Origin of the sequence: Chromobacterium piscinae, assembly GCF_021129175.1 — a bacterium.
GTDB lineage: Bacteria > Pseudomonadota > Gammaproteobacteria > Burkholderiales > Chromobacteriaceae > Chromobacterium > Chromobacterium piscinae.
Genome location: NZ_JAJOHV010000003.1, coordinates 16229 through 33378, shown reverse-complemented (window position 1 = coordinate 33378; position 17150 = coordinate 16229). Strand labels below are relative to the sequence as shown.

The following is a 17150-nucleotide window of genomic DNA, read 5'->3' as shown; positions in this document are numbered from 1 at the left end:
TTCCCGCGCTAAACTGGCGGCCATGCGCGAACGAGCCTCCGGCCAAGGCCTGGCTCGCTCTTTACCATAGCGATGCCGCAGACAGGCATCCCAGCACTCCGTGATTGATCCATGACTGACTCCCGCTCCACCCCGCTCACCCGCGCCGACTACCAGACCCTGGGCCTGGCCGCGCTGGGCGGCGCGCTGGAAATCTACGATTTCATCATCTTCGCCTTCTTCGCCACCACGCTGAGCAAGCTGTTCTTCCCGCCCGACATGCCCGAATGGCTGCGCCTGCTGCAAACCTTCGGCATCTTCGCCACTGGTTATCTGGCTCGGCCGCTGGGCGGCATCCTGATGGCCCACTTCGCCGACCGCCTGGGCCGCAAGCGCGTGTTCAGCCTCACCATCCTGATGATGGCCGGCCCCTGTCTGCTGATCGGCCTGATGCCCACTTACGCCGACATCGGCATCCTGGCTCCGCTGCTGTTGCTGTCTCTGCGCATCCTGCAGGGCGCGGCGGTGGGCGGCGAAGTGCCCAGCGCCTGGTCCTTCGTCGCCGAGCACGCGCCGCGAGGCCGCCGCGGCTACGCGCTGGGCGTGCTGCAAGCCGGCCTGACCTTCGGCTATCTATTGGGCGCGCTGACCGCCACGCTGCTGGCGCGCGTGTTCACGCCGCAGGAGATGCTGGACTACGGCTGGCGCATCCCCTTCCTGCTGGGCGGCCCATTCGGCCTGCTCGGCGTCTGGCTGCGGCGCTGGCTGAGCGAGACGCCGGTGTTCCTGGCAATGAGGGATCGCCAGGACGAGCGCGCCGCCTACCCCTTGCTGAACGTGCTGCGTCAGCATAAGCACACGCTGCTGCCGGCGGCCGCGCTGACCTGCGTGCTCACCTCCGCGGTGGTGGTGCTGGTGGTGGTGACGCCCACCTTGCTGCAGCAACGCTTCGGCATGCACGCCGACCGCGCCTTCGCGCTCAGCAGCGTGGGCATCGTGTTTCTCAACATCGGCTGCGTGATCGCCGGCCATGTCTGCGACCGCATCGGCCAGCGCCGCAGCCTGATCCTCTACAGCCTGCTGCTGCCGGTCGGCATCGCCGCGCTGTACGCCGACCTGATCGCCGGCTGGGGCTGGCCCGGCCTCGCCTACGCCTTCGCCGGCCTGTGCTGCGGCATCGTCGGCGTGGTGCCGTCCATCATGGTGGCCATGTTTCCGGCCGAGGTGCGGGTATCGGGCATTTCCTTCACCTACAACGTCGCCTACTCGGCATGGGCCAGCGTCACGCCGCTGCTGTTGATCGCCGCGATGCCCTGGAGCCCATGGATCTGCGTGCTCTACTGCGCGCTGATGGCGCTGGCCGGCCTGCTCTGCGTCCGCGCGGCCCAAAGCCCGCAGGAACCTTCGCTGGACGATGCGCTCTACCAACATGGGTAGACCGCCGCGCGGCGGTTTGACTCGGCCACGCCGGCCTGTTAGCTTGGACTCCGGCGCGGCGGGCCATGCCGCGTCGCGCCGGATCGCTTTATTTTCAATATTCGCCAGGAGGTAGTCATGTCCACCGCCGCTAGCGCCAAGGAAAAAGAGCAATTGCTGGATGATGTGCGCCAGGTGCTGAACAGCACCGAGGAATTGATCAACTCTACCGTCGATGATGGCAGCCAGCACGCCAAGGAGCTGCGCAAGCGCCTCTCCGACAAGCTGGGCACCGCCAAGGCCAAGCTGCGCGACGCAGAAGTCGCCGTGGTAGGCAAGGCCAAGGAAGCCGCCAAGGCCACCGACCAGTACGTCCACGACAATCCGTGGAAATCCATCGGCATCGCCGCCGGCGTCGCCTTCCTGCTGGGCATGCTGGTCTCCCGCCGCTGAGCCCCATGTCCGATCCCGCCCAAGCCCCCCGCCCCGGCACCCTGCGCTCGTTCGCGGGCGGCTTGGCGTCGCTGTTCCTGACCCGCGCCGAGCTGCTGGCGCTGGAAGCCCAGGAATTGAAGGACGAGATCGTCGGCAATCTGCTGCAGGGCATGCTGGGCCTGGTTCTGCTGGGCTGCGGCCTGATCGCCGCGGTGCTCGCCCTGTGGGCGCTGACGCCGCAGGAGTGGCGAATCGCCGTCATGACCAGCCTCGCCCTGCTGTTGTGCGGCGGCGGCATCGCGCTGCTGCTGGGCCTGCGCCGGCGCCTGAGGCGGCAAGCCGCGCCGTTCTCAACCACCCTCGAGGAAATCCGGAAAGACTGGACAGCCTTGGGCCCTGGCGGGGAGCGCGCGTGACGCCGCAGGACCGGGAACTGAAGAAACAGCTGCTGGTGATGAAGGGGGAAGCCCTGCGCGTCAAACTGAAGCTGGAGAAGCAAAGGTTGCTCCAGCCGATGCGGCTGGCCGGCTCAGGCTTCTCGCTGTGGCGCGAAGGCTGGGTCGGTTCGACGCTGGAAACGCTGGGCAAACTATTGCCGAGTCCGCGCCTGCGCCGCTGGCTGCAGGGCGGCGCCCGGCTATGGGTGATCTGGCGGATTGTCCGGCGCGCCTTCGCGCGCTGAAGTCCGCAGCGTTCGAGGCTCAGGCGGTCACATTGATGTTGCTTGCGACATCGCTGATGTTGACGCTCATCTGCTCCCCCATCGCCGCTTCCGCCTCCGGTCCGCCCTTGAGTATCTTGTCGACATCGCCCAGCGCCTTTTCCGCGCTCTGCAGATCGTCCTGCGTTTCCCGCTTGTCCTTCATCTGCTGCATCTGCTGCTTGATGAACTCCTTGACCATTTTCAGCGTCATTTGCATTTCCAGGATGTCAGAATCCCCTGCCACCGGATTGCCCTTGCCGCCGGACTGCGCGCTCTGCTGCGCCGCACGGGGATCGGCAGCCTGGGCCTGGCTGTTTCCTGCCGGCTGGGCACCGCCGCCTTGCTCCTTCGCGTTCGCATCGCTTGCCGTGCGGTCGGCCGCGCTCTGTCCGTTGCTAGCCTGCTGCGCCGATGCGGCATCGGCCCCGGAGGATGCGCCGCCTCCCTCATCGGAAGATGCCGCCTCGCCGACAAACGACGATGCCGCGCCGTCCGAGCTCTGGACTCCGTCCGCACCGCTACCCTGCAACGCCGCGTCGCCCGCAGCCTGATCGCCGCCGACACTCACCGTCATCTGGCTATCGGCCGAGTTCTGGCTCATGCTCTCCACCAAACCCTTCAACTCCTTGGCCAAACGGGCCAGTTCGGAAGCCAGCGCGCGCAGACTGGCCTTGTCATGCGCCATCATCATCATCCGGCGCAGCCCCTCCACCCGCTGCTTGAGCACGGTTTTCTGCATGGCGTCGGCCTCGCTGCTCTGGCGCTTCACCGGGCGGTTCAGATCCACTTTCAGCTTCTGCATATAGTCCTGCAAACCTTGGCTCAGCGATTTTTGCAGCTCGCTGCGCGGATCCGGCAGCTTGGGCTGCAATGGACTCTGCGCATCGGCGTCGCCATTGACGGCGGAAGACGCGGGGGAGGAAGGCTGGCTCGCGCTATTAGACAGCGCTGCCGGGAAAAGGCTTTGCCGCCAGATGCTGGGGCCTGACGGAGATGAGATCACGGACATGGGCCGACTTTCTGGTGTTTTCCAATCATATCGTCAACATCCGCGATTTCTTTATGCCAATATCAGCCACAGAAGCATAAAAAATTCTTCACGGCATGATGGGCATAGAATCACCATAACGCTATTCTCCGGGTTTGGTTCACGGCGGGAAACACGCGATAATGACGGTATTGCCGCAACCCTCTCGCTGCCAGATTCCGTGACGCTCACCTCCCCTCCGCTGCCTCCCGCCGCCATCGCCTGGCTGGCCGAGCTGGACATCCACACCCGTCAGCAACTGCTCGCACGCGGCGCCGTTACCGCCTTCCTCCTGCTGAAAGCCGCTGGCCACACCGCGACCCGCCGCTTGCTGTTCGCGCTGGAAGCCGCGGCGCGAGGCATCCATTGGCAACAACTGGCAGAAGGCGACAAGGTGGCGTTGCTGCGCCAGCTGTCCGAACACCCCCCGGTGGCCCTGCCACCGCGCGCGGAAGAACGCCGGCGTTACATGGACATGGCCAGAGCGCTGGCCGAACAAGCATCCGCCGAAGGCGAGGTGCCAGTGGGGGCGCTGGTGGTAAAAGACGGAGAGATCATAGGCCGCGGCTACAATCAGCCGATAGGCCGGCACGATCCGTCGGCGCATGCCGAAATGCAGGCGCTGCGCGACGCGGCCACTCGCCTGGGCAACTACCGGCTGGACGGCTGCGACCTGTACGTGACGCTGGAGCCCTGCCCGATGTGCAGCGGCGCCATCCTGCACGCGCGCATCGCCCGCGTGATCTACGGCGCCGCCGACGCCAAGACTGGCGCGGCGGGCAGCACGGTCAATCTGTTCGCCGACGCGCGGCTCAACCACCATGCGGCGGTATTCGGCGGCGTGGAGGCGGAGGCCTGCGCAGAACAGTTGTCCGCCTTCTTCCGCCAGCGGCGCCGATCCGCCGGGGAGGAATGAAATGCGCGTGAGACTCGCCATTCTGCTGGCCAGCCTGACCCAGCCCTGCTTGGCCGCCGACGACGCGGCGCTGATCCTGCAGGCGCAAACCGAAGGCCCGCTGCAAGCCACCTATCCCAACGCCCGCCATTACGGCTCGCCCTGGATCTGGGTAGGCGTCAAGTCGCAGACGCTGCGCCTGCTCGACGATTGGGGGCGAGTCCAGAAGGAATACGTGGTGTCGACTGCAAAGAACGGCGTCGGCGAAACCAGCGGCAGCTACCAGACCCCGCGCGGCTGGCACGCCGTGTGCGAAAAGCTGGGCGACGGCGCGGAAGCGAACACCATCATCTTCCGCCGCCAGGTGACGCCGTGGAAATACACCCCCGAGCTGCACGCGCAATACCCGAACAAGGACTGGATCCTCACCCGCATCCTGTGGCTGTGCGGCCAGGAGCCCGGCCTCAACCAGGGCGGCAATGTCGACAGCTACGAGCGCGCCATCTACATCCACGGCGCCGGCGATCATGTACCATGGGGCCGGCCCAGCTCGCTGGGCTGCGTCCGCATGAAAAACCGCGATGTGATTGAACTGTTCGATGCCGCGCCCAACGGCACCGACGTATGGATAGACGAGAACTCCTGATGCACTCCGCTCTGAATCTGGCCACCCCGGCCCTGCTATTCCCCGCCGTCTCGCTGCTGCTGCTAGCCTATACCAACCGTTTTCTCGGCCTGGCGGGCATCATCCGCAATCTATACGAGGAATACCGCGACAGCCAGGACCCAAAAATCCTGCGCCAGATCGGCAACCTGCGCACCCGGATCACGCTGATCAAGTGGATGCAGTTCATGGGCATCGCCAGCCTGTTCCTGTGCACGGTGGCGATGTTCCAGATTTATACCGGCTGGCAGGCGACCGGGGAAGTCACCTTCGGCGCCAGCCTGCTGTGCATGATCGCCTCGCTGGCGGTGTCGCTGCTGGAGCTGGTGCGTTCGTCGGACGCGCTCAACATCCTGCTGTCCGACTTGCAGGCGGAATACGACCGCCGCCATTGACCCTTGCCGCAAACGACAAAGCGCCCGCGATCGGGCGCTTTTTTACGTCGATTAGGCTGGATCAGCCGATGAGGCCAGTCGCGCCATCCTTGCGCGCCACCATCACGTGCAGAGGCAGATCGACGCGCCGCACTTGGCTCCGCGGCCCCCAGGCCCGGGTGATGCGCTGACAGGAATCGTCCAGGATGCTCTCCCCCAGGGCCTGCTTGCACAACTTGCTGGCCGAGGTAGTGTTGAGGAAACCCAAGAAATGATCCAGCGTCCAGTCGCTGCTGATGGTGAAGCTTGGCGCTTTCAGCAGCGGCAACGGACAGCCGCTGCCGCGGAAGTCGTCCCACAGCAGCTGGCAACGGCTGGACCAGAACGGCTCGATGATCGACCACAGCACGCTGCAGGCGCGGTCAATCTCCGGCGACACCACGCAATGATGGTAGCCCCAGGCAGCGAAGATGCCGCCCGGCTTCAGCACCCTCTGCATCTCCGGCCAGAACGACGGCAAATGGAACCAATGCAGCGCCTGCGACACGCAGATCAGGTCGAAGCAATCGTCGTCAAACGGCGTCACCTCGGCCGGGCACTCGCGGTAATACACCTGATTGTGCGGCTCGGCCGCCGACAGCTGCGACGAGCTGATGTCGGTGGCGTCGACTCGCGCGAAACTCTCACCCAGCCTCACCGCGGTCTGGCCGCTGCCGGTCGCGCAGTCCCAAGCGCGTCCGCGCCCCGGGCACAGCTGCAGCAGCCAATCGTACAGTTCCTCCGGATAGGATGGGCGAAAGCGCGCATACAAGTCCGGGTACAGATTGAAGGTGGCGACGGAACCGAGTTCCATATTCATTACTCGCTAGGTAGAAACACTAAAACAATGCCGTGAACATTTTCAGTATTTATGCCGTAAGTCAAAGATTTGCAAGATAAAAAATGAAAATATGCTGCAGACGATCTATCTGTGCCGCTAGTCTGCAACAGACTATCGTTTCTCCCCCCCCAACACGGCCGATGCGCCATAAAAAATGCCGCCCCTATCGGAACGGCATTCCTCAATCGATGGGACAGGCTCAGCCCGCATTCACCGGGATCTTCCCGATCTTCACCCGCCATTCCGCCGGACCGGTGTTATGCACCGAAGTGCCACAGGAGTCCACCGCCACCGTCACCGGCATGTCCTTGACCTCGAACTCATAGATCGCCTCCATGCCCAGGTCGGCGAAGCCCACCACCTTGGACGCCTTGATCGCCTTGGATACCAAGTAGGCGGAACCGCCGACGGCCATCAGGTACACCGCCTTGTTGTCCTTGATCGCCTCGATCGCCGCCGGGCCGCGCTCGGCCTTGCCTATCATGCCCAGCAAGCCGGTCTGCTCCAGCATCTGCCGGGTGAACTTGTCCATCCGCGTAGCCGTTGTCGGGCCGGCCGGGCCGACAACCTCCTCGCGCACCGGATCAACCGGGCCGACGTAATAAATGAAGCGGTTGGTGAAATCCACCGGCAGTTTCTCGCCCTTGTTCAGCATGTCCACCATGCGCTTGTGCGCGGCGTCGCGGCCGGTGAGTATCTTGCCGTTGAGCAGCAGCACATCGCCCGGCTGCCAGCTGGCCACTTCTTCCTTGGTGATCTTGTCCAGATCCACGCGCTTGCCGTTGGACGGATCGTAAGTGATGTCCGGCCAGTCTTCCAGGCTAGGCGTTTCCAAATGCGCCGGGCCGTTGCCGTCCAGGTGGAAATGGATGTGGCGGGTGGCGGCGCAGTTCGGGATCATCGCCACCGGCAGGGATGCCGCGTGGGTCGGGTAATCCAGGATCTTGACGTCCAGCACCGTGGTCAGGCCGCCCAGGCCCTGAGCGCCGATGCCCAGCGCGTTGACCTTGTCGAACAGCTCCAGGCGCAGCGCCTCGACGCGGGACAGCTCAGTGCCGGCCGCGGCCTTGGCCTTCAGCTCGTGGATGTCGACGTGATCCATCAGCGATTCTTTCGCCAGCAGCATCGCCTTCTCCGGCGTGCCGCCGATGCCCAGGCCGAGAATGCCCGGCGGACACCAGCCGGCGCCCATGGTCGGCACGGTCTTCAGCACCCAGTCGACGATGGAGTCGGACGGATTCAGCATCACCATCTTGGACTTGTTCTCCGAGCCGCCGCCCTTGGCCGCGCAGATCACGTCCACCTGGTCGCCTTCGACGATCTCGAAGTGCACCACCGCCGGGGTATTGTCCTTGGAGTTCTGGCGTTTGCCGGCCGGGTCCAGCAACACCGACGCGCGCAGCTTGTTGTCCGGATGGTTGTAGGCGCGGCGCACGCCCTCGTTGACCATCTCCTGCACGCTGAGCTGGGCGTCCCACTGCACTTTCATGCCCACTTTCAGGAACACCACGGCGATGCCGGTATCCTGGCAGATCGGGCGCTGCCCTTCCGCGCACATGCGGCTGTTGACCAGGATCTGCGCCATCGCGTCCTTGGCGGCGGCGCTCTCCTCGTTCAGGTAAGCCTGATACAGCGCGTCGATATAATCTTTAGGGTGGTAGCAACTGATGTACTGGAAGGCATCGGCAATGCTCTGGATGAAGTCTTCCTGGCGGATGATGGTCATAAGGCTGTCTCGAGAAACCGGGCGCCGGTGGGGCCGCCCGTGGATTACCCCGCCGCCGGCGCCTGATTCTGGCTGCGCCCTGCGGCAACTAAAAACCTAATGTTGATTGTAACACCGTCTGTCATGAACTTTGACCCCGGACAAGGCGCGCGGCCGGCTATCCCGCCCGGCATCGGGCGCAAAAAAGCCGCCAGCGCCTAAAGGCTGCGGCGGCTGATGCCGGAAAGACTTGCGCTCACTCGCTGGTGCTGGTGTTCCAGTAAGCCTGGCTGATGTACGGCTTGGCCGCCAGCTCGGCGGCGATGCGGTCCAGTTCGTCGGAATCCACCGAGGTGGCCAGCAGCGTGGCGGTCATCTCCACCTCGTCGTCGCCGAAGGCTTCGACATCCAGATCGCCCACTGGGTAATTGGCTTTCTCCAGCAATTGCCCCACCTGGGCCAGCGCCTGCTTCTGCTCCTCGCGGGTGGCGATCACGCATAGCTGGTAAGTGACTTCGCTGGCGTCGTCGTCTATCGGGCGGCGATTGATGGAATTGACCACCGGCCGCAGCAGCGTGTTCACCGCCAGCACGAACACCGTGGTCAGGATGGCCTGGCCCAGCATGCCCGCGCCGGCGCAGGCGCCGGTGGCGGCCGAACCCCACAACGTGGCGGCGGTATTCAGGCCGCGCACATTCAGACCTTCCTTCATGATGGTGCCGGCGCCGAGGAAACCGACGCCGGAAACCACATAAGCCACCACCCGCGACGCGCTGCCGGAGCCATCCAGTTGCAAGGCCATATTGACGAAGGCCGCGGCGCTGACCGCTACCAGCGCGTTGGTGCGCAGGCCCGCCGTGCGCTGGCGGTATTGCCGCTCCAGGCCGATCACGGTACCGCAGACGAAGGCCATGGCCAGGCAGATCAACGAATGCAGCAGGCCGAACCAATCCAGCTCAAACATATTATGCAGGTTGTAATGCATGTTCTCTCCTCAGCGCCGCCGGCAAAACCCCTGACTCTGCGCCGGTGCCTTGGCACGGGCACTTCTCGAGGTTTTGCAAACGGCTCTTGTTATCCGGTTTCTTACTAAGGAACATGCATGGTGGTTTTCCGTGAAAGCCACCATGCACCGGTCCCTAACATGGCAAAAGCCGATGCCACGCTCTGCGCGGCACCGGCCCCACCTTAACCCGACGCTTACTGGCCGAGCAAGGCGACCTGCGTCACCTTGTACACCACCATGATGACAGCCACCACCAGATAGCCGCGCAACACAGCCATCCACATGCGGTTGCTGCGGGACAGCGCCATCGGCTTCAGCTGAGCCAAGGGCGGCATGCGCCAGGTCTGCATGTACAACTTGGTCGGCTTGACCTCTTCCCGCAGATCCGCGCCGCTTTCAGCGTCGCGGCGCAGCTTGACGGTATGCGCGGCGATCACCACGATGCCGCCGATAATGCCGCCGCCCACCAGCACGTTGACGATGGTCTGGCTGGAGATGTCCGGCCACAATACCGACGCGGTCAGGATCACCGACAGCAGCACCAATACCGCCGCCACCAGGCCGGTGAACAGATTGGTCCAGCGGCCGTTCACCCACGGGCCCAGCACTTCCTTGTCATTGCAGAGCAACAGCAGGAACACCGAAGCGGACGGCAGCAGCACGCCGGCCAGCGTCTGCACCGCGTTGGTCAGCAGGCCCAGCGGCACGCCCGGAATCAGCACCAGGGACGCGGCGCCGGCGATCAGCAGGAAATACACCAGGTAGAAGGCGCGGGCGTCGGATGGCTTGCGATGCAGCGAATGCTTCATGTTCAGCACATCGGCCAACGCGTAGGCGGTGGACAGCGACACCGCGCTGGCGCCGATCAGGCTGGCGTCGATCAGCGCGACCGCGAACAGCACGCCGGCCAGACGACTGTGGTATTTGGAGAGGCCCGCGGCGACCGCGCCGGCGTCCTGGAAGTTGCCGAATTCCGGCTTGCCGGCAAACAGCGCGGCCGACATGCCGATGATGGCGACGGCGCCGATCAGCACCAGCACGATGCCCAGCCACAGGTCGGCGCGCTCGTACTTGATGAAGCGCGGCGTGATGCGCTTGTCGATCACATAGCTTTGCTGGAAGAACAGCTGCCATGGCGCCACGGTGGTGCCGACGATGCCGATGATCAGCAGCATCACGTCGGACAGCTTGCCGCCGGCCGGCATGCCCGGCACGAACAGGTCATGGCCGATCTGGGACATCGGCGGATGCACCATCATGAACACCGGCACCAGCAGCAGGCTGAATACCACCAAGATCATCGAAAAGCGTTCGAAACGGCGGAAATCGCCGGTGCTGGCCGCGGCCATCACCAGGCCGGCGGCGGCGATCACGCCCCACTCCTTGGGCAGGCCCAGGTACTGCAGGCCCAGCGTGATGCCGATGAATTCGGTGACGATGGTCAGCGCGTTCAGCAAGAACAAGTCGATGGCGCTGAAGGCGCCCCAGAATTTGCCGAAGCGCTCCAGGATCAGCCGGGCATGGCCGACACCGGTGACGGCGCCCAGGCGCAGCACCATTTCCTGGTTCACGTACAAAACCGGGATCAGCAGGATCAGCGTCCACAGCAGCGAGGTGCCGTAGTTCTGACCAGCCTGGGCATAGGTGCTGAAGGCGCCGGCGTCGTTGTCGCCGACCATCACGATCAGGCCGGGGCCCAGGATGGCCAGCAGCGTGCGCAGCCGCTGCCAGACGCTGTTGCGGGCGGCCACGTCGCCGTGGCGGATGGTGCCGAAAGCGCCGCGGATGTCTCCGACGTGGGCGCTGTCGAGTACAGCTTCGTTCTTGACGTTATTAGTCATTGTCATCGTCTCCGAACAGGCGGCGCAAGCGGGGACCGCCCGTCGTTTTTCAAGCAAACGAAGGCATGCGGGCATGAGCGCGGCTGCGCCGGCCGGGCGGACAAACGCCGGGCGCACGCAAACGCGAAGATGCGCAAACCTGATTTAGGCGTCCGACAGGGTTCGGTACGCGGTCATCAGCAGTAACGGTATTGGGGTAAGCACGCGGCTGCGGCGGAGCGGCCGAGCCTGGGATGCGCACTGTCTAGCCTCGCGGCAGGACAGCGGCCAATGAAATGGTGACGATGCCTTTGCCGGTCAGCACGACCCGGTGGATAACCAACTACTACTGCAACTTTCCAAGGCATCAGCCCCCAGTTATGAAAACGCCGCGATGGTAATCCTGGCGCGAAATAGACGTCAACACCCCGATGACAATGCGTTTTTGCGCTGCATCACGGCCACCCGCAGCAATCTGCCACGGCATGGCCGCGCATCGATCCAACACGCGGATTTACCTTCGCTCTCGAACTATAAGCGCAATAAAACGCCACATCGCTCAGGTGAATTTTTGTTAATGGATTGTGTTATTTATTTACAAAAGCCATCTTTTTCGCGCTGCCCAGCTTCAGCATGCCCTGCCCCAGCGCCACGCCCAGCAGGATCAGGCCGCCGCCCAGCCAGTGGTAATGATGGATGGTTTCGCCCAGCAGCGCGCTGGCCAACACCGCTGTGAACAGCGGCAGCAGGTTCATGAAGATGGCGGTGCGCTCGCTGCCCAGCTTCTGGATGCCGCGCATCCATAAATAAGCCGCCAGCAGCGAAGAACCGATGCCGGCGAACAGCACCAGGCCGATGCCCTTGGCCGGAATCGCCATGCTCTGCGCGGTCAGCGTCAGCGGCAGCAGCAGCAATACCGCCAGGCTGGCCTGCAGATACAGATTGAGCCAGGCGCCGAACGGCGGCGCCCAGCGCCGCAGCAGAATGCCGTACAGCGCGTAGGACGCGGCGCCGGCCAAAATCAGCGCGTCGCCGGTATTGACGCCGTTGGCGAGCAAGCTGAGCGGATCTCCCTTGCCCAGCAGGTAAACCACGCCGGCCAGCGACACCGCCACGCCCAGCCAGGCCAGGCCGCTCACCTTCTGGCGAAACACGGCGGCGTTCAGCAACAGGCCCAGCAAGGGCACCAGGGCGGTGATCACGCCCATATTGGTGGCGCTGGTGCTGTGCGCCGCGTAGTAGGCCAGGCACTGGAACATCACCATGCCCAGCATCGCCAGCGCCAGCAGCTTGCCCAGCCAGGGCTTCAGCTCGCCGGCGCGGCGGCGCAGCACGGACAGGCAAAACGGCGTCAGCACCAGCGCCGCCAGCAGCCAGCGGTAAATGGAAATCGCAGCCGGGTCCAGCACCTGGGCGGCGGCCTTGGAAACAATGGTATTGGCGGCCCAGATCAGCACCGCCAGCAGGGGAAACAGCATGGCCATCACAGCCTCCTTCGACTTTACCCCATCCATTCTAGATTCGTCTGTTATGGAGCATATAATTCAAAACGGACAAACCACTGGGGCAAACCGGACAATATGGACGCCGACAACCACGACGGCTACTTCGCCAGCGATCAGAGCCTGCTGGCGCCGGCGCCGCTGATATTCCGCTATCACCGCTTCACGCCCAAGAGCGAGTTCGCCCGCCATCGCCACCGTTGGGGCCAGCTCAGCCGCATCAATCTGGGCATGATGGAGCTGCTGCTGGACGACAGGCGCGTGGTGGCCACCGCGCAATACCTGCTGTGGACGCCGCCGGTCGAGCCGCACGCCGCCTACATCCACCAGGCGATGCACTACACCTCGATCTACGTCGGCGACGAAATGGCCGCGCAATTGCCACCCTCCACCTGCCTGCTGGAGCAGACGCCGCTGGTGCGCGCGCTGCTGGACGATTTCGGCCAGCGCCAGATCACGGTGCCGACCGAGCCATGGGACGTCCGCCAGGCCGAGCTGCTGTGCCAGCGCATCCTGCAATCCGGCCGCGAGGCCAGCTACCTGCCCGACAGCCGGCAACGGCTGCTGCAACCGATACTGGACGCGATCCGCCAGGACCCGGCCGACGCCACGCCGCTGAAAGACTGGGCGGAGCGCGTGTTCAGCACCGAGCGCACGCTGGCGCGGCTGTTCCAGCGCGAGCTGGGCATGAGCTTCGGCCAATGGCGCGGCCGGGCGCGCCTGCTGGAAGCGCTATCGCGGCTGAAGCAGGGCGACAGCGTGCAGGACATCTCGGCGCGGCTGGGCTACGCCACGCCGTCGGCCTTCATCGCGATGTTCCAGAAACAGCTGGGCGACTCGCCGGAGCGCTACCGCCGCCAATTGCTGGAAAGCGGCGGCTGGCCGGACGAGTTCAGCGCTTGAACAAGGCCAGCGCCAATTCGCGCTGAACCGCGTGGTCGACCGCCGGCAGCGGGTAGTCGCGCCCAAGCTTCACGCCGGCGTCCGCCAGCTGCTCCGGCTTGGCCAGCCACGGCGCGTGGATCAGTTTGTCCGGCAGCCGCGCCAGCTCCGGCACGTAGCGGCGGATGAAGCGGCCATCCGGGTCGAACTTCTCGCTCTGGCTGACCGGATTGAAGATGCGGAAGTAAGGCTGGGCGTCGCAGCCGGTGCTGGCCGCCCACTGCCAGCCGCCGTTGTTGGCGGCCAGATCGAAATCCAGCAATTTCTCGGCGAAATACCGCTCGCCCCAGCGCCAGTCGATCAGCAGATCCTTGACCAAGAAGCTGGCCGCCACCATCCGCAGCCGGTTGTGCATATAGCCGCTGCGGTTCAGCTGCCGCATCGCCGCGTCCACCAGCGGGTAGCCGGTGCGGCCCTCGCGCCAGGCATCGAACCATTCCGGGTCATTGGGGAAAAGCAGCGCGTCGTATTCCGGCTTGAACGCGTGCTCCACCACGTCCGGCCGGTGCCACAGCACCTGCTGGTAGAAGTCGCGCCAGATCAGCTCGCTCAGCCAGGTCATCGCGCCCTCGCCGCCATCGTGCCAGGCATAGGAGGCCAGTTGGCGGATGGAAATGGTGCCGAAGCGCAGATGGACGCTGAGATAGGACACGCCCTTGACGCCGGGAAAATCGCGCTGTGTCTTGTAGCGCTCGATGCGGCCGGCGAAATCGGCGAACAGCGCCTCGGCTCCGGCCGCGCCGGGCTGGATGGGCAGGCTGGTCAAATCGCTGGATTGGAAGCCGATATCGGCCAGGCTGGGCATGGGCTCAGGCTTGCGCGGCATCAGCGCGGCCAGGTAGCGCCGCACCGGATAGGCCTGCAGGTGGAACGGCGTCAGTTTCTTCAGCCAGGCGTTCTTGTACGGCGTGAATACCGAGAACGGCTTGCCGGCGCCGGTCAAGACTTCGTCGGTCTCGAAAATCACCTGATCTTTGCTGTCATGGAAGGCGATGCCGCGCTCAGACAGCTGCCGCGCCACCTCGGCGTCGCGTTCGCGGGCGGCCGGCTCGTAGTCGCGGTTGCAGAACACCGCATCGGCGCCCAGCTCCGCCGCCAGCCGCGGAATCTCATCGACAGGCAGGCCATGGCGGACCAGCAGGTCGCCGCCCAGCTGGTTCAGCTCGGCTTTCAACGCCGCCGCGCTCTGCCAGATGAAATCCACGCGCCGGTCGTCGCGCGGCAAGGCATCCAGTATTGAGCTATCGAACACGAACACCGGCAGCACAGCCTCGCTGTGCTTCAGCGCGTGGTAGAAGGCGGCGTGGTCGTCCAGCCGCAGGTCGCGGCGCAGCCAGACCAGCGCCTTGCCTATAGTCTTGCTCATAGCTGTTTCCCATTTGGCAATGCCAGCAAAGATGCGGGCAGGCCGCGATCCCACAAGGGCAGATCGCCGCCCAACTTCTCTTCGAGAAAATCGATGAAGACCCGCGCCTTGGCCGGCAAGCGCCGCCGCTCGGGATACACCACATGGATGGCGTGGCGGGGCAAGGGATAATCCGTCAACACCGCCTTGAGCCTTCCTGCCGCCAGGTCCGGCCCGACGATAAAGGTGGGCATTTCGCAGATGCCCAGCCCGGCCAGCAAGGCATCGCGCCGCGCCTCGCTGTTGTTGACCTGGTAATTTCCGCGCGGCTGGACGCGGATTTCGCCGTCCGGCCCCTGAAAAGTCCAGTAGGCGCCGCCGCGGTAATAGGAGTAATGGATGCAGTTGTGCCGCGCCAGCTCGGCCGGATGCGCCGGCTCGCCGTGCGCGGCCAGATAGTCCGGCGACGCGCACACCACCACCCGGCAAGGCGCGAGGCGGCGCGCCACCATGCGGTTGTCCGGCAGATTGCCGATGCGCACCGCCAGGTCGTAGCCGCCCTCCACCAAGTCCACCATCCGGTCGTCCATCGCCATGTCCAGCTGGATGTCCGGATAGCAGCGCAGGAATTCCGCCGCCAGCGGCGACAGGTGCAGCCGGCCGAAAGCCATCGGCGCCGCCACCCGGAGCAGGCCCTGCGGCCGGCCCTGCAAACCAGCGGCCACCTCCTCCGCCTCGCTGGCCAGCGCCAGCGCCCCGCGGACGCGGTCGTAATAACGCTCGCCGGCCTCGGTCAGGCTCAGGCTGCGCGTGGTCCGTTGCAGCAAGCGCACGTTCAGCCCGGCCTCCAGTTGCTGTACGCGCTTGCTGACCGCGGATTTGGTCAGCCCCAGCCGTTCGGCGGCGGCGGAAAAACTGCCGGCCTCGACCACGGCGACAAAGATCGGTATCGCGGCGAAATGTTCCATCTTATTGTCCACTTTTCATCCGCAATCAGTTTCCAAAAACATGGATTATCAGTCAATGAGACACAATGTACAGTTCTGGCATCCGGCCTCGCCGTGTTCATTCAAGACCTAAAGGATTTCCATGCATACCCATCATTCCGCCGCACAGCCGCTCACGGAGTACGGGCTGAGCGCGCTGGCGCTGCTGGCCGGCGCGCTGCTCGCGCTGATGATCCATTGCAACAGCCGGCTCGCCGCTTACGGCAACCCGCTGACCGCGTCATGGCTGGCCCACGCCATCGGCCTGCTGACCGCCCTGCTGCTGTGGAAGGCTCTGCGCCAGACAAGGCCCCATGCCGGCCGGCCTCCCCGCTGGGCCTACTTGGGCGGCGTGCCCGGCGCCTTGACAGTGGCGCTGGCCGCCATCGCCGTCAATAGCCCGCTGGCGCTGTCCGGCACCCTGGCGCTGGGCATGGTCGGACAAGTGCTGTTCGGCCTGCTGTCCGACCGCTTCGGCCTGTTCGGCATGCCCCGCCGTCCGCTTCGCCTAAACGACGCCCTGGCGCTGCCGCTGGTGCTGTCCGGCTGCGCGATCGTGATTTTCGGAGCTTGAACATGCTGTTTTTCATGACCTTGGCCATCGCCAACGGCCTGTGCATAGGCGGCAGCCGCTCCCTCAACGGCAAGCTGGCGCAACACGATGGCGCCCTAGCCGCGTCGTTCTGGAACCATCTGGGCGGCTTCCTGTTTTTGAGCCTGTTGCTGGCCGGCGGCGCGGCGACGCTTCGCCTGCCGCTGGACGCGCCCTGGACCGCCTGGTGCGGCGGCGTCATCGGTGCCTTGTTCGTCGCGCTCAACGGCTTCGCCCTGCCGCGGCTGGGCACGATGAAAACCGCGCTGCTGGTGATCGCCGGCCAGATGGTGGCCGGCGTGCTGATCGACCGCCTGGCAGGAGGCGGCGGCAAATCGGCACTGGCTCAAGCGGCCGGCGTCGCGCTGATCACCGCTGGCCTCTATGTGTCCAGACGCGGCCATGCCAAACCAGCGGCGGCGCGTGCGATGCCTTGATCCTTTGCCCCCTACCCGCGCGGCGCCAGCATGATCACCGCCATGCCGGCCAGCGCCAGCGCGCAGCCGATCGCGTCCCAGCGATCCGGCCGCACGCCGTCCACCAGCCACAGCCAGCCTATCGCCACCGTCACGTAGACGCCGCCGTAAGCGGCGTAAGTGCGGCCGGCCGCCACAGGATGCAGGGTCAGCAGCCAGGCGAATAGCGCCAGCGACAACGCGGCCGGAACCAGCAGCCACAAGGTCTTCCCCTCGCGCAATACCAGCCACGGCAGATAACAGCCGATGATCTCGGCCAATGCGGTCAACACGAACAGGCCCGCCACGCGCGGCAGGCCGAACAGCCACTCCATACTTCCTCCAGCGTCTTCGCGCCGATCCCGGCGCTATCGACGTCATGAAAAATAACAATTTAACAATAAAATATCATTTAAATATCATA

19 protein-coding genes are annotated in these 17150 nt (G+C 64.8%); 10 read left to right on the top strand and 9 right to left on the bottom strand.

Annotation, left to right across the window (positions count from 1 at the left end; translation table 11 throughout):
* Positions 1–111: 111 nt before the first annotated feature.
* From LQR33_RS00640 to LQR33_RS00625, 4 genes are all read left to right on the top strand, one after another.
* Positions 112–1416: an MFS transporter gene (locus tag LQR33_RS00640; RefSeq protein WP_231467012.1), complete on the top strand. Its 1305-nt coding sequence runs from the start codon at positions 112–114 to the stop codon at positions 1414–1416.
* 117 nt (positions 1417–1533) lie between these two features.
* On the top strand, positions 1534–1848 hold the full coding sequence (locus LQR33_RS00635) for an ElaB/YgaM/YqjD family protein (protein WP_021477747.1): 315 nt from the start codon (positions 1534–1536) through the stop codon (positions 1846–1848).
* A 5-nt stretch (positions 1849–1853) separates the two neighbouring features.
* Entirely contained in the window at positions 1854–2246 is a 393-nt protein-coding gene (locus LQR33_RS00630) for a phage holin family protein (protein WP_231467010.1), read from the top strand.
* Positions 2243–2512 carry a hypothetical protein gene (locus tag LQR33_RS00625; RefSeq protein WP_166437922.1) on the top strand — a complete coding sequence of 90 codons (270 nt, stop codon included), beginning with the start codon at positions 2243–2245 and terminating at the stop codon, positions 2510–2512. The genes LQR33_RS00630 and LQR33_RS00625 overlap by 4 nt, the downstream gene beginning before the upstream one ends.
* A 19-nt stretch (positions 2513–2531) precedes the next feature.
* Here the strand turns inward: LQR33_RS00625 and LQR33_RS00620 are convergent, their stop codons facing one another.
* Positions 2532–3542: a hypothetical protein gene (locus LQR33_RS00620; protein WP_231467008.1), complete on the bottom strand. Its 1011-nt coding sequence runs from the start codon at positions 3540–3542 to the stop codon at positions 2532–2534.
* Between the two features lie 199 nt (positions 3543–3741).
* Here LQR33_RS00620 and tadA point away from each other — a divergent pair, with 199 nt between their 5' ends.
* From tadA to LQR33_RS00605, 3 genes are read left to right on the top strand one after another with little or no spacing between them, the layout of a single operon-like run.
* Positions 3742–4476, top strand: coding sequence for a tRNA adenosine(34) deaminase TadA (tadA, locus tag LQR33_RS00615; protein WP_221668335.1), 735 nt, complete (start codon positions 3742–3744; stop codon positions 4474–4476).
* Position 4477: 1 nt separating this feature from the next.
* Positions 4478–5101, top strand: coding sequence for a L,D-transpeptidase (locus tag LQR33_RS00610; RefSeq protein ID WP_221668336.1), 624 nt, complete (start codon positions 4478–4480; stop codon positions 5099–5101).
* Entirely contained in the window at positions 5101–5514 is a 414-nt protein-coding gene (locus LQR33_RS00605; protein WP_046157175.1) for a DUF2721 domain-containing protein, read from the top strand. The genes LQR33_RS00610 and LQR33_RS00605 overlap by 1 nt, the downstream gene beginning before the upstream one ends.
* A gap of 61 nt (positions 5515–5575) precedes the next feature.
* Here LQR33_RS00605 and LQR33_RS00600 read toward each other — a convergent pair whose 3' ends face one another.
* The 5 genes from LQR33_RS00600 to LQR33_RS00580 all read right to left on the bottom strand — a co-directional run bounded on the left by LQR33_RS00600 (position 5576) and on the right by LQR33_RS00580 (position 12388).
* Complete coding sequence (locus tag LQR33_RS00600; protein ID WP_166437918.1) at positions 5576–6346, bottom strand: class I SAM-dependent methyltransferase; 771 nt, start codon at positions 6344–6346, stop codon at positions 5576–5578.
* A 226-nt stretch (positions 6347–6572) separates the two neighbouring features.
* Positions 6573–8099 carry a fumarate hydratase gene (locus LQR33_RS00595; protein ID WP_221668337.1) on the bottom strand — a complete coding sequence of 509 codons (1527 nt, stop codon included), beginning with the start codon at positions 8097–8099 and terminating at the stop codon, positions 6573–6575.
* A gap of 235 nt (positions 8100–8334) precedes the next feature.
* The gene (locus LQR33_RS00590; RefSeq protein ID WP_021477736.1) at positions 8335–9063 is read right to left on the bottom strand and encodes an MgtC/SapB family protein; all 729 of its coding nucleotides are present in this window, start codon (positions 9061–9063) and stop codon (positions 8335–8337) included.
* 215 nt (positions 9064–9278) lie between these two features.
* Complete coding sequence (locus LQR33_RS00585) at positions 9279–10925, bottom strand: NRAMP family divalent metal transporter (protein WP_166437916.1); 1647 nt, start codon at positions 10923–10925, stop codon at positions 9279–9281.
* A 566-nt stretch (positions 10926–11491) separates the two neighbouring features.
* Positions 11492–12388, bottom strand: coding sequence for a DMT family transporter (locus LQR33_RS00580; protein WP_231467006.1), 897 nt, complete (start codon positions 12386–12388; stop codon positions 11492–11494).
* Positions 12389–12484: 96 nt separating this feature from the next.
* On the opposite strand from LQR33_RS00580, the gene LQR33_RS00575 reads away from it, so the two are divergent.
* Positions 12485–13309 carry an AraC family transcriptional regulator gene (locus LQR33_RS00575; RefSeq protein WP_221666490.1) on the top strand — a complete coding sequence of 275 codons (825 nt, stop codon included), beginning with the start codon at positions 12485–12487 and terminating at the stop codon, positions 13307–13309.
* Here the strand turns inward: LQR33_RS00575 and LQR33_RS00570 are convergent.
* Both LQR33_RS00570 and LQR33_RS00565 read right to left on the bottom strand, forming a co-directional pair.
* A complete protein-coding gene (locus LQR33_RS00570; protein WP_231467004.1) occupies positions 13299–14714 on the bottom strand; it encodes a cryptochrome/photolyase family protein in 1416 nt (471 codons plus the stop codon). The genes LQR33_RS00575 and LQR33_RS00570 overlap by 11 nt on opposite strands.
* Positions 14711–15661 (bottom strand): LysR family transcriptional regulator, encoded by a 951-nt coding sequence (locus tag LQR33_RS00565; RefSeq protein ID WP_231467002.1) that lies wholly within the window; start codon positions 15659–15661, stop codon positions 14711–14713. Before LQR33_RS00565 ends, LQR33_RS00570 begins: the two co-directional genes overlap by 4 nt.
* A gap of 121 nt (positions 15662–15782) precedes the next feature.
* On the opposite strand from LQR33_RS00565, the gene LQR33_RS00560 reads away from it, so the two are divergent.
* On the top strand, positions 15783–16253 hold the full coding sequence (locus LQR33_RS00560; RefSeq protein ID WP_221668341.1) for a DMT family transporter: 471 nt from the start codon (positions 15783–15785) through the stop codon (positions 16251–16253).
* Positions 16254–16255: 2 nt separating this feature from the next.
* The gene (locus tag LQR33_RS00555; protein ID WP_231467000.1) at positions 16256–16708 is read left to right on the top strand and encodes a DMT family transporter; all 453 of its coding nucleotides are present in this window, start codon (positions 16256–16258) and stop codon (positions 16706–16708) included.
* An 11-nt stretch (positions 16709–16719) separates the two neighbouring features.
* On the opposite strand, the gene LQR33_RS00550 is transcribed toward LQR33_RS00555, so the two are convergent.
* Complete coding sequence (locus LQR33_RS00550) at positions 16720–17061, bottom strand: YnfA family protein (RefSeq protein WP_231466998.1); 342 nt, start codon at positions 17059–17061, stop codon at positions 16720–16722.
* Positions 17062–17150: the final 89 nt, after the last annotated feature.

Bases quoted from the DNA above. Each gene is read 5' to 3' on its own strand.
- LQR33_RS00605 (WP_046157175.1), top strand. From the start codon at position 5,101: ATGCACTCCGCTCTGAATCTGGCCACCCCGGCCCTGCTATTCCCCGCC.
- LQR33_RS00550 (WP_231466998.1), bottom strand. From the start codon at position 17,061: ATGGAGTGGCTGTTCGGCCTGCCGCGCGTGGCGGGCCTGTTCGTGTTG.
- LQR33_RS00600 (WP_166437918.1), bottom strand. From the start codon at position 6,346: ATGGAACTCGGTTCCGTCGCCACCTTCAATCTGTACCCGGACTTGTAT.
- LQR33_RS00570 (WP_231467004.1), bottom strand. From the start codon at position 14,714: ATGAGCAAGACTATAGGCAAGGCGCTGGTCTGGCTGCGCCGCGACCTG.
- LQR33_RS00590 (WP_021477736.1), bottom strand. From the start codon at position 9,063: ATGCATTACAACCTGCATAATATGTTTGAGCTGGATTGGTTCGGCCTG.
- LQR33_RS00560 (WP_221668341.1), top strand. From the start codon at position 15,783: ATGCATACCCATCATTCCGCCGCACAGCCGCTCACGGAGTACGGGCTG.
- LQR33_RS00565 (WP_231467002.1), bottom strand. From the start codon at position 15,661: ATGGAACATTTCGCCGCGATACCGATCTTTGTCGCCGTGGTCGAGGCC.
- LQR33_RS00585 (WP_166437916.1), bottom strand. From the start codon at position 10,925: ATGACTAATAACGTCAAGAACGAAGCTGTACTCGACAGCGCCCACGTC.
- LQR33_RS00555 (WP_231467000.1), top strand. From the start codon at position 16,256: ATGCTGTTTTTCATGACCTTGGCCATCGCCAACGGCCTGTGCATAGGC.
- LQR33_RS00595 (WP_221668337.1), bottom strand. From the start codon at position 8,099: ATGACCATCATCCGCCAGGAAGACTTCATCCAGAGCATTGCCGATGCC.
- LQR33_RS00630 (WP_231467010.1), top strand. From the start codon at position 1,854: ATGTCCGATCCCGCCCAAGCCCCCCGCCCCGGCACCCTGCGCTCGTTC.
- LQR33_RS00635 (WP_021477747.1), top strand. From the start codon at position 1,534: ATGTCCACCGCCGCTAGCGCCAAGGAAAAAGAGCAATTGCTGGATGAT.
- LQR33_RS00575 (WP_221666490.1), top strand. From the start codon at position 12,485: ATGGACGCCGACAACCACGACGGCTACTTCGCCAGCGATCAGAGCCTG.
- LQR33_RS00580 (WP_231467006.1), bottom strand. From the start codon at position 12,388: ATGGCCATGCTGTTTCCCCTGCTGGCGGTGCTGATCTGGGCCGCCAAT.
- LQR33_RS00640 (WP_231467012.1), top strand. From the start codon at position 112: ATGACTGACTCCCGCTCCACCCCGCTCACCCGCGCCGACTACCAGACC.
- LQR33_RS00620 (WP_231467008.1), bottom strand. From the start codon at position 3,542: ATGTCCGTGATCTCATCTCCGTCAGGCCCCAGCATCTGGCGGCAAAGC.
- LQR33_RS00610 (WP_221668336.1), top strand. From the start codon at position 4,478: ATGCGCGTGAGACTCGCCATTCTGCTGGCCAGCCTGACCCAGCCCTGC.